The sequence below is a fragment of the Chitinophaga sp. W3I9 genome, from assembly GCF_050434025.1.
Taxonomy (GTDB): domain Bacteria; phylum Bacteroidota; class Bacteroidia; order Chitinophagales; family Chitinophagaceae; genus Chitinophaga.
Window position 1 is genome coordinate 4134774 of record NZ_JBNPWC010000001.1, and the last position, 14140, is coordinate 4148913.

Consider the following 14140-nt stretch of genomic DNA (forward strand, 5'->3'; position numbering starts at 1 on the left):
TCCCATGTATACCCGAAATAACCCCCAGGAACGTAAATTCCGCAGCAATGCCGATCACATAGCTGGCAGAAATGGTATCTCCCAAAATCCGCCTGTACAGGGAAAATTTATATATGATGGTACCGAAGAGGAACCCACCATCACTGATATGATAGCTTTTAATCCGGAACTGTTTCAGCAGCACTATGGCTTAATACAGGTATTGATGCGCGAACCCAAAGTATATCCACTGGAGAAAGGAAAAGAGAAGGAGGCTATTGAGCGTTACATTAGTGAATTTAAGAGTAAGGATAACGGAGGCCTGCCGAAGATCATCCATTTTATCTGGATAGGGGCTTCCATGCCTGGATCCGGGAAAACAAATGTACTTGCCTGGAAGGAAAGAAATCCCACTGCGCAGATCTGGTTATGGTCTGACAGCCGCTGGCGCGACCGGACTAACCTTATACAGAATGGTTTTGCAGATATGGCGGCCTGGGCAGGAGAGCATGAAATAACCATAAAGGATATCTCGGCTGATGCCAGCGTCTTTACAGAACATTATAAGAAGGAGGCAGGCTATATTAAAAGAGCGCCCACGGATCCAAATGATACATGGACCAACTTTGGCACTGCGTCCGATCTGGCGCGTTACAGCATTCTCAGCAAGTATGGCGGCATCTATTCAGACAGCGATCTTGGTTTCAGGAAGAATACCGGGCAGCATGAATCGGCGGGTAGCTCCCCGCAAGCAGAACATCCTGATATTTTTGAAGAAGTAAAAAAGAAGATCTATAAAACAGGTATGCTTACCCATAACAGGACAGAAGCAAAAAAGGCTGCCAATGACCTGATCGCAGCATTGCCTGGCGCAGAGAATATAGGACTTATTAACGCTAATGCGGAGAAGAAGCTGAATGCGCTATATCAAGACGGGGAGAGGCTTAAAGAGTATCCTGACGTGAAAGGAGGATTATTTAGCGCCCGGGGATTAGAAACAATGGGCTCCACAGGTCCGGAGGGAATGAGAGAAGCGTTAAGAACCAACAGCAGGACAAGAGGGGTTCCCGGTAGTATCCCTGTCGGAAATAGAAAGTATTTCAGTGAAGCAATGGAAAATAAAATATCAGCAGACGATCTCTCCATTAAAGTCCCTTCGCTGGCGGTAAGCGATTTTGAAGGAAGTGATATGTCTTGGCTAAAGTAACGCCTATACAATCTTCCCGTCTTTCCCAAACTCCTTGCGGATGCCCGCCAGCAGATCCTTTTGCCGGATGGTTTTATCTCCCCGTTTCAGCGCCATCAGGCAGCTGTACCGCACGACGTTGATAATAGTGCCGCCGGTCATTTCGTATTTACGCGCAGTGTCTTCCAGGTTCACTTTATCTTCCAGCGCTATATGTGAAGGAAAGGATTGTTCCCATATGCGTAACCGTTGTTCCGGCCCTGGCATAGAGAAATAGATCATCGATTGAAAACGACGGGCAAAAGCTTCGTCGATATTGGCTTTCAGGTTAGTGGCCAGGATTACCACGCCCGGAAAGTCTTCCACGCGCTGTAGCAGGTAAGCCACTTCCTGGTTGGCGTAACGGTCGTTGGAAGAAGATGTTTGTGTGCGTTTTCCAAACAACGCGTCTGCTTCATCAAAGAATAGAATCCATTGCTGGTTGATGGCCTTGTCAAATACCTGTGCGAGGTTCTTTTCTGTTTCACCAATAAATTTTGATACCACCAGCGATAAGTCGATCCGGTATACATCCATGTTGAACGTTTTACCCAGGAGGCAGGCAGTGAGCGACTTCCCCGTTCCCGGTGGTCCGTAAAAAAGACTGCGGAATCCAGGCTTTATTTTGTGGCTCATGCCCCAGTCGTGCAGCAGGGTGGTGCCATGTTCTATCCATGTCCGGATGTCTTCTACCTCTTCCATCGCATGCGGTTCCAGTACCAGGTCCTGCCACTCCATACCGGTTTCAATACGCTTGGCAGGAAACTGCGTATTATAATCAGGACGGTAGGAAACGCCTTCTGTAAACAGGCTGAGATACTCGGTCGACAAGCTCAGGGTGCCGCTTAGCAGCGGCTCATCGCCGGCGGGGTTGAGTTTGAGGATTTGATGTTTGGCAAAGAAATGATCGGGGCTAAAATACCGGATCATGTTAAACCGTTGCTGCAAGCCGTCCGCCGTCAGCAGGAACGCGGCTGTTTCCCCGGTTGGTAAAAAGCCGCCGTGCATCTGTCCTTTAATACCACCAAATTCTGTGAAGCCTCTATCATAGGTGGCGTTCTTTACAAAGAAAATGTCCAGCAACTGTGGCTGTATATGCGGGATCAGCGCGAGCAGCAGTATAATCCGCTCCGCATGCGACATGCCATAGTGTTTTATAATCTGTGCGTACACAGATGGATCTTCCGAGAGATCCGGTATTGGCGGGTATTCCACCACTGTTTGCTGGAAGTATTGTTGCATCCGTGCTTCCGTCAGTAGCCGGAACCATTCCAGTTCTTTTTCCAATGCAGCTGCGTTGGCTGCTATTAACTGTATGCCCATTCTGTATATATTGTTTTTTCCATCCAGGGGGTCTTGATCATGCCAATGCCCCACGGTAAGGTTTGAAGTATCATGTCGTAGCCCCGTTCTTCTACCCGCAGCCACCAGTCATCATCTTTTTGCCACAGTGCGCCGTCGCGCTGCAGAAAGGCCGCCTGGAAACCTTCTACGGAGGAGTTGTTCATTTTCTCCCAGCGCTGGATCACTACTTTCAGCAGTTCTTCGCAGAGTTGTTTTTCTTCCGCGGTCAGCAGTATTTCTGCGGGCACGGGTTCTTCCAGTGGTAAGGCGCATAGTATTTTATTGAGCGCCAATTCATGCTCTGCGTGTATTTCCCTGCCGTTTACCATATACTGAAGCAGGTGTACGGCACGATGTTGTGCCTCCCGGTTTACAAAACCTTCGTCGTTCACCAGGCCGATCCGCTTGAAGCCAAACGGAATAAAAGGATGCAGTATGATCAGGCCGGCGTTACCGGTATAAATGGTATCCAATGGTTGCTTCTTCACTTTAGCCCAGCTGTCGGGCTCGTGAGGCGGTGTTTCCAGCGGATGCGCCGTTGCCGTAGCGGTAGCCGGGTTTATTGTCCGGAGAAGGTCTTTTTCGTAGAGACTTTCCCGTAACAACGCCCGGTGACGGCTGGCTGTAATGTTTAATTGCGCTTCCTGCTGCAATACCGGTACTACATGCCGTATATGCGTGTACGATAGCGACGCTGGTTGTTGCGCGCTTTTTACCAGCCGGTTGACCAGTATTTCCGCGATGCCCGGGGTGGTCATATTTATAAAATCGAGGAAGCGGGCAGCATAGCTGCGCGCGTCATATACATGTATATGTGCGCCCAGCAGTAACAGGTGAAACCGCCGGAATACCTGTTGCAGCTGTATTTTCTCCTGGCTGCCGGGAAGCAGTGATTCCAGCAGCTGTTGCAACTCGTGCAAGGCATCCGTGGTGTTGGCTGTCCAGCCAAGGGGAACATCCTGTACAATGTCAAGGAACGATTCTTCGTCGAGGTGCTGCGCCATTTGTTCTATCAGTGCCGGATGCTGCAGTATTTTACTGTAGAATAACCTGCGTTCCTGCCGGCTGCGCTGCTTATAAAAGCGGACGGCCTTCCGCAGGTCGGTGATGCTGCCCTGGTGACTGTTACCGGCCGTTTCCTGTAACAGGAGCAGGCTGTCCTGTACCGCGTATATATCCAGCGTTTGCCGGATATGGCTGTCGGGCACCCCGGCGTAGAAGGAGAATAACCCATATACCTGTAGCCTGGCCGCCAGTTGTTGACGGTAGCTGGTAAAGAGCTGATGAAGGATGGCAGGAGCGGCGTTGAATAAAAGGACCACGGCTGCTTTGATGATTTCGTTGGTCGCTGATAATGGCAACGAACCCAGTTTTTCCGGCAGCCGGTAGCGTGTAAGGTATGCCGTTAGCAGCTGCCGCGCTTCTTCCAGCACTTGCTGTTGCTGATGTTCCACGGTAATGGAAGGGTAGCGCTGCATGCGCTGTAATAACGACCGGAAGGCCACCGCCGGTTGATAGATCCTGCTGCTGCTGCCTTCCGCAAAGAAGCTGCCTTCTGCGATGGTTTTCTCCAGCCAGGGTTGCAGTAACGTCTGTACCGGTTCAATATGTGGTTCCAGCTGAAGAAACAGCTCCTCCAGTTGCCGGAATAGTTGCGGCGATGGGGTGATGCTTTCCTGTAATAGCTTCATGTGTTCTTCATGATATTCGTATAGCCATTGCAGTAACCTTGCGGCATAGGCTGAAGAGACATTGCCTGCTGCCGGAGGTAATTGCCCGGTGGTCAGGAATTGTTGCAGCCAGCGGGTAATCTCTTCCGGTGAGGCTGTTATCTGTGCGGGTAAGCGTTCTGCCTCCTGCAGGGAAAGAGCGGATACAGGCATGGTCCATGCCTGCAAATCATTGGCCAGTACCGTATTCCCGGAAAGGTGATTAATAACGGGCAGCAGCTGTTGCAGCAGGAAGCGGATCATGTGCGGTGCTGCCACCGGCGTTTCCGACCATGCGGGCAGGAACAGGTGTTGCAGTAACACCTCTTTGCTGATCCGGCGGTAACGCGTGGCGGCGAGTGATTGCCAGATGGCTTGCAGGATAAACTGCTCCGGCGGCAGGGTGCTAACCGTCACAAATTGTTGTACAGCGGTTAATAGCGTATATACGTTGTCGTATACTTCTTCCGCGGCGGCGGCCATACCGCTGCTTTTCAGCAACCGGAAAAACACCGCGGGCTTTACGCCTGACACCAGCCGGTACATAGCTGCCGGTAGGGTGGCGGCGTATTCGAGTATCGTCAGCGTTTGATCCGGATGCTGATCGGCCAGCTGTTCCAGTAAGCTGTTAAGGGAGTAGTGCGCATATATTTTTCCCCACCACGACATACTGCCATAGGTGAGCAGGTGCAGGATCACATCGCGGAGCAACAGCCGTTTTGTAAGCGTGTCCCCGGTAAAGGAAGCCGCAGCAATGGTATCAGCTGCCCAGTTCTTTATCTCCCTTAAATACCCGGTTTGCTCCACCACCGCTTCATTGGTTTGCATAAGTTCATGCCACCTGCCGGCAGCGGTTTGATGCTGCAATACCAGCTGCAGCATTTGTTTAAGGGAGGCGGCGGCATGGTAACCGGTATTGTTAAACATCAGTTGCAGGGACGCAGGTGTAACACCCGGAGCCCACCAGGGAATAGCGCCATATAGCAGATAATAGCGGAGTACATTGATTTGTTCCCCGGTGTCTGCCATTAATTTTTTGTAAGATGGATCACCGCCGGCAACTGGTTTTCGTTGAGGCGAAACGGTTAGTTCGTTATAGAGATCTTTGATATAGTTACCCAATCCTGTTTCTGGTAAGGAAGATTTGTAACGCCACAATGCTTCATAAAACAACTCCAGGATGGTTTCATAGGAAAGGTTGAAATGCCCCGCCAGCTTCAGCAGGTTGCTGCGTACAAATTCTTTGCGGTTAAAGTTGCTGCCCCGTTCCATAATGAGATAGGTGAGCATAAATAACCACACCGCTTTTTCCAGTTCACTGGTTTCAGTATGGAGTAATTGTTGCTGCTGTTGCAGCAACAGTATTTCTCGGCTGCCGGCAATAATAAACAGCGCTTCCGCCGGTTCCAGCACCTGTACGATGGCCTGTAATACATCAACGGAAAATTGCCACACAATTCGCTCCCGTACGCTTTGATTCCGGCCAATGCTGCGGATAAAACCAGCCAGTTTCCCCGGGGAAGTTTTTGATAACTGTAAAATGATGTCTCCCGGTTGCGCGCGTTCGGTGGTAGTGGCCCACCACGGCATCACCCCCTGCAACAGGAAAAAGCTCATCAGTTCCAGCTGCCGGTCTTCGCCTTTCCTTATGGTAATATCCCCGCTAACGCCATGCTGCGTGCCCGCCTGTTGATGATACAGCAGATCGGTAAGCGCTTGTTGCAAAGCCGCTAATATTTTTGTTGGCAGCTCAGCTTCCAGGTCTTTGAAAGGAATGGTCCCTATGTTCAGTATCAGCCCGTCGATAGAAGCCATCATGTCGGCGGGGATCAGTTGTTGCAGTAGATCATCCGTACCATTGCTGATGCTTTGCCGGAAAAGCGTACTCATTTTATCCTGCAAGGCAAAAGCCCTGGGCCTCGAATCGTAGGTGATATCAAAGCTGTATCGCCGGATGATGTGTGCTTCCATTATACAGTAACTACATGTTGAGAAAATGCCGGATCTTTTACAATGAAGGCCAGCAAAGCAGCGGTGGCAGATGGCCGGTCGCCCTCTCCACGCATGGCTTTGAGCCAATCGAAATACCGGGATTCAAAGTCCCGCATCGCGCTGATACCCAGCCAGTCGAAGTTCAAGCGGAATTGCACGGGTGTATGTTCCCGGAACAATCCTTCGGTAAAATTCCTGAACTCCTTATACTGGAAGCGTGCCGGCCATGAAGGGAAAATAATGCTCATGCCGAATTTGAAGAAGGCTTCCTGCAACATTTCAGCCTCGCCGTGTTTTACATAAGGCACCACACGTACCTGCCGGTGCTGCCCGGTTTTCATTTGCCTGATGAGCAACAGCAGGTCCAGCATTGTTTTTTCAACGGCGACCTTATGATCAGGCGAAGTGAAATGTGCTGCTGTTAACAGTTCCGGCGTATCGCCGTGATAGAAATATATTTTGTAATACTGTTGCAGCTGTTGCCAGCTGCCATAAGCATCCTGTTCATTCAGGGCAGCCGCCAGCGGGGCCACGTTTTCCAGCTGCGCTTCCCGCTCTTCAAGGGTGAGCCATTGTGCATGTTGCAGCAGCAGTTTATTGGACCTGCTGTAAATACGGAAACCAAAACTCTTGTCTGTGTAGGCAGGCTTCAGCAACAGATGTTCCAGCAGGTAACATCCTTCCGATTCTGTGCTGATCTGTTTCAGGTGCCGCATCGTTTCTTTTTGCGCCTGCATAGCTTCTTCATGCGTGTTTTCCCGGGTTATCACCTGCCACAACGCATGTGCAGCCTGACGGTATACCACCAGGTACACATCTTCTTCCCCATCGTATACGATGCGGTAATTGGCCGGATCCAGTCCGTAACGCAGCAGCGACACCGACTGACGGCCATAGTCATATTTCTTGCCGGTAATGATTTCGCCGGAAGTGCTTTCAGCGATGTTCACTTTCAGCAGTTCGTCTTTCACTTTGTATTCCTTCACCAGGTGAACATGAATATGTGGCTCGGAAGGTTGACTCACGGATACTTTCCAGTTGCTGCTATCAAATACGGCGGTAAGCCGCTTTCTTTTTTCCGGACGCACATGCAGCAACTTATGCAGAATGGTTTCATAGCCTGACAAACTCCCTTCGTTAAAAATATCTTCGCGGTAGTTGAACGAACGGTTGCGGTTAGCGCTGAGTGCGGGCAGGTCACGAAGGATGGATGCTTTCCATTCCAGCTCCGGACTGATCCGGGAGGGAGGCGCATCGCGGTCATAGGTTTGTTCATAGAAAGTAACCGGGTATTTCAGTAACACCAGGTTGAAGCGGGCCATCAGGTGATCCAGTATCGTGTTCTTACGTTGCTGGTATTCTTTATCCGGTTCTGCTGCTTCCTGCATATTTTTAATATAGGGGTTCCCGTTATCATTGATGAAATCCTCCCAGGATACGGGTGATTTCTGATGGGTAAATGCTTTCAGCAATGAGGCCACATGCGGCACGTTGTACAGCGGTTGTGTAGCGTAGGTAGCAGCTGGCACCTGTTGCAGGAAAGGCGAAAACAGGTTGCCGATGTTGCTTAGCTGCGCGAGGTAGTTGGCCAGCAACTGTTCAAAAAAGAGCAGGTAAGCCTTTAGCTGTTTAGCCTGTGCCTGGCGGAGGGCGGGAGCATCTTTTTCGAGGCCTTCATGCCCGATGCCATAAATCGCCGGAAAGTGATGCTGAAGGGAATAGTACTGGCCTAAGTTGCGGTATATTCCTTTCAGTGGTTTGGGAGCTTCGGCATTTTGATGACCAGTAAATTTCCTGCGGGCTACTGTTTTTACCTGCTCGTACATATTGAGGAAGCCGGCATCGCGGAGGTTGTATTCAAATTTGTCGCTCGATATTTTTATCTCGTGCTTTTCGCTTATCATTTCCAGGTAAGGGTAGTGGCCTTCTTTGATCTGCACCGGTTTTGCCTGGAAGTTACCGTTTTCATCCGCGAGGTAAATAGCTTTTACTTTCATTACGCCGGGTACTTCTGAAACACTTTTCATCAGGTCGGCCGGATCGGCGGTTTGTTTGCGGGGATGCAGATCGCTGTTCGCTACGAAACCTTTCTTCAGCAAGGGACCTGCATACATTTCTTCCGGTGTGTGGCCATTGATATACATTTCGGCGGCGGGTACAAATCTTACCGGCGGGTGCATTGTCATTTCAAAAGCATTGCACATCAGGGCGAGGATCTGCTGTGGCTCATGCCTGCTGTCTACAAAAATTTCGGCCTTAATGAAAATCTCCTGTGGTTGCAATACTACTGCGGGTTCAAAGTCTTCCCCGATGTTCCGGTACGATTGCAGGAGATGATCTGTTTGTGCGGCCAGCTGCTGTACCTGGTCTGCATTGGCTTCCATGTTCCGGGCAATTGCATCTTCCACCTGTATAAATACCCGGTATACGCCCTTTGTACACCCGGATGGATGGATGGTTTGTACGGGTTCAATCCATACATTTTCCAGGTCGTCTATTTCATCCAGCACCAGTTTGCGGTAGTCGTTCACCGTCACGGGCGCGGAGGTAAGCATTTCTGCTCTCCGGAAAAAGGAGTGTTGCAAAGGATCAATGTCGCCCTTTTTATCTGCCAGTATTTCTTCTATTGGGAAAGCCGTGCGATATGCCGGATCAGTGATTGCATAGCATAGCTGTTGCAGGATGGTTACGCCGGGATCATGCAGGTTGTAGTCGGTCCATTCGGTACCGGACAGCTCCTGCACGCGGGCAATGGCTTCCTTCATTAAAAGATCATAATCCATTGCAGGGGCAATGGATTTGTCTCTGTTGATCTGAACGGGACTATCGGACATATGACAGCATTAATAGTAATATTCATCTGGCATAAACAGCTCGTCGCTCCATAGCCGGGTGATGTTATAAAAGATTTCCACACCATCGCCATAGTTGCTGTTGGAACGTAATTGCAGCGCGTAGTTATGCGTGGTGCCTTTCCAGCGCAGTTTGATCTTATTCCAGAAAAAGCCATAGTGGGCGCAGCGCTGGCTGATCCGGTTATGTGATCCGCCGTATGCCGCGAGTGCCGTGGCGTGAAGCAATGCTACCCTGCCGGCGCCTTTCCGGCCGGTTCTGGCCATCACTTCAAATGCCTGGCAGTTATCCATCGATTCGAGAATGGGATGCCATTTGCCGTTTGCCGGAACGGCGCCTGCTTTAAAAGTTCCTACGCGTCCCTGCATACCTGCAAAGCCGTTGACATCCACTTTAAAACGGGGGTCACTTTTTTTCCCGACCCCGAGGTTACCGTTCATATGAAAAAAGAAGCTCTTCCCGGGTCCGGTCTGGTCATCTTCCCCGGTGCCGGGTTTCAGGCGAAGGGCAGGAAAGTCCTGTTCATCTTTTTCCATGCAGAAAAAAGGTTCCAGGTCATCAGTGGCGCGGTAAAAGGATACCAGCCGCTTGGAGTCGCCGAGCGTAGATACCAGCAAGCCATTGTCTTCATCTTTTGAAAAACCATCTTCCTGTTTATTGATGGTAGAATCTATCAGGTAGCCGAAGTGGTTTTCTGTTGGCATTACGCCGTTTCTGAAATATTGTTTGAGCTCATCCCGCCCGTATACTTTTTTACTTTGTTGCGTATCCATATATAAGCAATTTATTTTAAGAGATGAATAGTTACTGGTATGACCGGTCAGGGTGGAAGTATAGAGATGGTCAGCATCTCTTCATCGGTTGCGTGATCCGGTCGTTGGTCCGTTGGCGTTATAACATGATGGTCGTTGCCTATAATGAGTTCGTTGCTGATCTTCAACGCATCGATGCCCAATGGTTCCGGTTCTTTGTATTCGGGCGAGTGCAGCACGGTGATGAGGTGTTCTTTCGACGGGACCAGCACGGCTTGCGGCAAGGAAGGCGTAACCTGCTGAAGGCCGCCTATGGCGGTATCTGTACAATAGGCCGTTACCATACCGGTATCTTCATCTTTTGTGTAATAAAAATGCACGAGGGAAAAGCCGGTGATATATTCCACATAAGGCTGCCGGTTGATATAATTCAGTAGCTCAGATTTGTACAAGGTGCTGCCTATCTTTAAATGGGAAGAAGGATCAAACAACCAGGGACAAAGATATTTCTGGATATCCAGCTGCAGCTGTTGCAGGTGGCTGTTCTGGTTGTTTTCAGATGGATCCCTGAACATGATGCTGCATACTACCTTCACGCTTTCATACACCGGGTTGCGGATCGATAAACGTACAAAGGGAGATATATGCTGTTGCATAAAGGTTTGAATGCGGCAAAGGGTATCCAGGTCTACTTTGGGTTCCGGGCTGATAAACAGGCCGCTGTCCGATTGCCGCGGAACCACCACAATGCTTGCATCTTCGTCCCTGGCGCCGGGTAGCGCAGTGATGCATTTTACAATCAGTATCTCCGGAAAAGCTTCCAGTAATACCTGCGCAATATCCAGTGCTGTAACGGGCCGTTGCTTGTGCCGTAGTCTTTCACTTACCCGTGTATAAAATTTACTTTCGGGTTCTGTTTTACGGCCTCCGAAAGAAGGAAATAACTGCCAGATCGCCTGGATGGTGCGGATATCTTTTTTTGTTTTTTTTATCGTCAGGGGTGGGAGCGTTAATACTTTTTCGAGCGAACCGCCAATTCCTTCAAACACCCGCTCCACGGTTACGGCATTAGGAAAGATACCAATCACCCTTGGCGTAATGCATTCGTGGGAAGGGGTGGAAATCCTGATCCACCAGGTACCGGGTGTATGGATAGTGTTATTGGGATTGATACCGTGTGGAACACGGATCTTTACAATACCACTCCGCGAAAGGTTATTTGTATTGTCTGATAAAAGACACATGCTTTCAAAGGGATACCATTTGTTATTTGCCAGGTAATGCCAGTTGAGCGGGGTAAGATTGGTAGTGGTGTCGGTGAAATATTTATCTTCCAGTTGAAACAACAGCGACAGCTCTTCTCCGGGTTTCAGTTCGTTAAAACCAATGTAGAGGTGACCGGCTTCGTTGAATACCGGAAGCAGGGAAAAGTCATTGGCGCCGTTGCCGGGATATATGCCTTCATTTCCAAATACGCCCGCATGGTGTACTTCCATGGTTTCTCCAGGTATGGCTACTTTTCCCGGCTTTAATGACTCGGAATGTTCCAGTGTATAGTTGACGGCAATGGCCTTTACCACCGGCACGTAAGGAGGCGACGGCAGCGGTTTTTTCCGCATCGGGTGTTTGGCGTTGTATAAAATTACTTCCGGAAAGATGAGTGTGTACAACTGATGCCCGAATGTTTCGGAGGGGGCCGACAGCTCCAGCCTGACGGCGCCCTGCTTGTAAGCCGTGCCGCCGCGCTTTACTTCCTTATCCATTTTCATCCCATTAGGGAAACTGATTTTATTGAAGTCGGCGTCTTTAATCAATGAGGTATCGGCCAGGTACAGATCGCCTTCTTTGTCGCGGCGCGTATCGAAAAGCCGGAACTGTTCCTGGTTGCCACGTTCGGGCAGAAATACGCCGTTGTTAATACTACTAAGGCCCACCTTGTAAGAGTTGTTGGTCATATTCCCCGGGTAGGCGGCGAAGTAACTATCGAACCCGTTTATATTTTTGGGAAGATCCAGCCATTCCAGTTTTATGCTGAAGTCTTTCGTATACTTATTAAAAACATTGCTGTTGGAGATATCGAGAAAAGAGCCTACTGCCGGCATGGGTCCGAATATCCTGAAGGAGCTGTATGCGTTCAGTTCCCCTACGTTATTATCCAGTTTTACGGCCCGGAAGCCGGTTACTTTAGCCGTTACCGTTACCCGGTCCAGTACCAGTTGACGGAGAAAGGAGTAGGGGTGGTGGAAGCTGTTATTGTTCAGCAATACTTTCAGGAGCGGCAATGCCGATGTAATATTATCGCCATGTACATCGGGGCTGAATACGGTGAAAGCGGCTTCGCTGCTGCGTAGCAGGAAGTTGATGACAATAGCGTTATCTGCCTGCTCTGCGGCGCTGCACCGCACGTTATAATGTTTAATGGGCTCCCATCCTGTGGGAGTGGTGTAGTATAGCAGGAATGCGGCAGACATCAGTTCACTGTTAATGATAGCGGCACTTCTGCCGGTAACGGCAGAAAAATTCTGAAGGTATTTAATCAACTCCGTATAGCCGGCAGCGTTAAAATGAAGTCTTACCTGTACCGACCGCGCACCTTCTGTAAGGTATAGTGTAGGCGATCCGATCATAAAGCCGATCGAGGTATTCTCCATGGTACGTACCGATTGCGACAGGTCGTGCTGATCTTCTCCCAGCAAGGGCCAGGTCACCGGCGGGGCGGTGAGGGCGGCAAAAGCCGGTGGTGGTATTACCGGGTGAATAGCATGATAAATAGCTGCTTCGCAGATGTTATTTGTTTGCAGCGACCGCGCAGCGATCTGGAGGTAATTACTGATATACAGGGTGTGTATGGCGGTAATGGTGGTGGCATGTACCTTGAGGGGATCCCGCAGCCGGTATTGCAGCGGTTCCTTCCTGGCAGCGCTGGGCGCAAGCACTATTTCTCCTTTATCCAGCGTGAGGCTGTTCACCTGCGGGGCGGGCGTGACCAGGATATGTACTTTGTCCGGTACCGCATGCAGGGGTTCCATACCCAGTATGGTGCGGTAATAATAATCCAGATGCCGTTTGGGTATTTCGTTGATCTGGTCCTGCAGGTATTTATAAAGCTCCGTAAACGCCATCAGCAGCCCCATATGCGGCGTATGTTTCCGTTCCCGGAGCTGATTCTTCAGGTAGTAGGCGGAAGCGCTGGAAGTCTGGTAAAATTTCGTCCGCAGTGTATCGTAAATTTCGTTCAGCGAAAAAAATCCGCTGAAGATGTCTTCGCTTTCGGTGATACTATTTGAAATGCCCGGGAACAGCGCCTGCAACCGCGCTGTGGTAGTGACGCCGCGGAGGGTATGATGCCTGGCTGTTTCATAAGGAAACAATTGTTTTACCTGCAATTCATACCGGTTTAACTTCATCGTTTCATCTTCCACCACCTGGATTACCTGTTGTATGTAATGCCGGATCACCTGCTGTTTATCCGAGAGGAATAATTTCTGCAGGGCATCCATGAGTTCAATGGCAATGTCGTAAAGCAGGGAGAAGAAGCCGGCGGTATGTTTAAAAAGACTGGCTTCATTTCCTGCTTTGCCCATCGCTTCCCGCAGGAAGAGATATTTTTCTTCATAGGCGGTGAACTGGAGGTTGGAACAGGTGATGAGCATAATCACCAGATCTGTCTGAAAAAATTCCTGCCAGTCGCCATCCGGCTGATCCTGGAAATTATAATAGTTAAACTGGCTGGCGAGCGCGGTCAGCTGCGCCAGCAGGTCAAAGGTACTTTTGTCGTCTACTTTTACATAGGCAGGTTGCAATGCATCCAGTTGCCGTTCCAACTGGCTGACGCCATCCTGTATATTTTCAAAGTAGTTATTCATCTCGTGCTGATGTTGGTACCTTCCAGGAAGTAGAACGGATACACCAGGTTATGCCGGGTATTGGTAGAAATCACCGTATAGTTGATCTGAACGTACACGGTGCCGCTTTCCATTGTCTGGTCAACAATCTGACAGTCCACCAGTTTGATCCGTGGTTCGTATTCCAGCAATGCATGATAGATGAGGTGGTTCAGTTCCCCGGAAAACCGGGAGTCTACTACTTCAAATACCATCTTGCGGATATTACAGCCGAAATCCGGCAGCATGATGCGTTCGCCGGGAATGGTGCTGAGAATGATGCGGATGCTTTCTTCAATATCCGCCACATCAGACACCATCAGTACCGAGGCGTTGGGTTTGTCGAAGGAAGGAGGGAAGCTCCAGCCTGTTCCTAAAAATGATTTGATATCTTTTGCCATT

The 14140-nt window shown here is 49.8% G+C and carries 7 protein-coding genes; 1 reads left to right on the forward strand and 6 read right to left on the reverse strand.

Features of this window, described 5'->3' with window-relative positions; genetic code table 11:
- The first annotated feature begins 4 nt into the window (after window positions 1-4).
- Window positions 5-1186 carry a glycosyltransferase gene (locus QFZ51_RS16905; protein WP_429047394.1) on the forward strand — a complete coding sequence of 394 codons (1182 nt, stop codon included), beginning with the start codon at window positions 5-7 and terminating at the stop codon, window positions 1184-1186.
- Between the two features lie 3 nt (window positions 1187-1189).
- Here the strand turns inward: QFZ51_RS16905 and QFZ51_RS16910 are convergent, their stop codons facing one another.
- Genes QFZ51_RS16910 through QFZ51_RS16935 form a run of 6 tightly spaced genes read right to left on the reverse strand, consistent with a single transcriptional unit; the run spans window position 1190 to window position 14139 of the window.
- Window positions 1190-2527, reverse strand: coding sequence for an ATP-binding protein (locus QFZ51_RS16910; protein ID WP_429047395.1), 1338 nt, complete (start codon window positions 2525-2527; stop codon window positions 1190-1192).
- Entirely contained in the window at window positions 2512-6228 is a 3717-nt protein-coding gene (locus tag QFZ51_RS16915) for a contractile injection system tape measure protein (RefSeq protein WP_429047397.1), read from the reverse strand. The genes QFZ51_RS16910 and QFZ51_RS16915 overlap by 16 nt, the downstream gene beginning before the upstream one ends.
- A complete protein-coding gene (locus QFZ51_RS16920) occupies window positions 6228-9083 on the reverse strand; it encodes a hypothetical protein (protein WP_429047399.1) in 2856 nt (951 codons plus the stop codon). The genes QFZ51_RS16915 and QFZ51_RS16920 overlap by 1 nt, the downstream gene beginning before the upstream one ends.
- 9 nt (window positions 9084-9092) lie before the next feature.
- Window positions 9093-9875 carry a hypothetical protein gene (locus QFZ51_RS16925; RefSeq protein WP_429047400.1) on the reverse strand — a complete coding sequence of 261 codons (783 nt, stop codon included), beginning with the start codon at window positions 9873-9875 and terminating at the stop codon, window positions 9093-9095.
- Between the two features lie 47 nt (window positions 9876-9922).
- Window positions 9923-13720, reverse strand: a complete 3798-nt coding sequence (locus QFZ51_RS16930; protein ID WP_429047401.1) for a hypothetical protein — start codon at window positions 13718-13720, stop codon at window positions 9923-9925.
- On the reverse strand, window positions 13717-14139 hold the full coding sequence (locus tag QFZ51_RS16935; RefSeq protein ID WP_370910128.1) for a GPW/gp25 family protein: 423 nt from the start codon (window positions 14137-14139) through the stop codon (window positions 13717-13719). Before QFZ51_RS16935 ends, QFZ51_RS16930 begins: the two co-directional genes overlap by 4 nt.
- Between the last annotated feature and the right edge of the window lies 1 nt (window position 14140).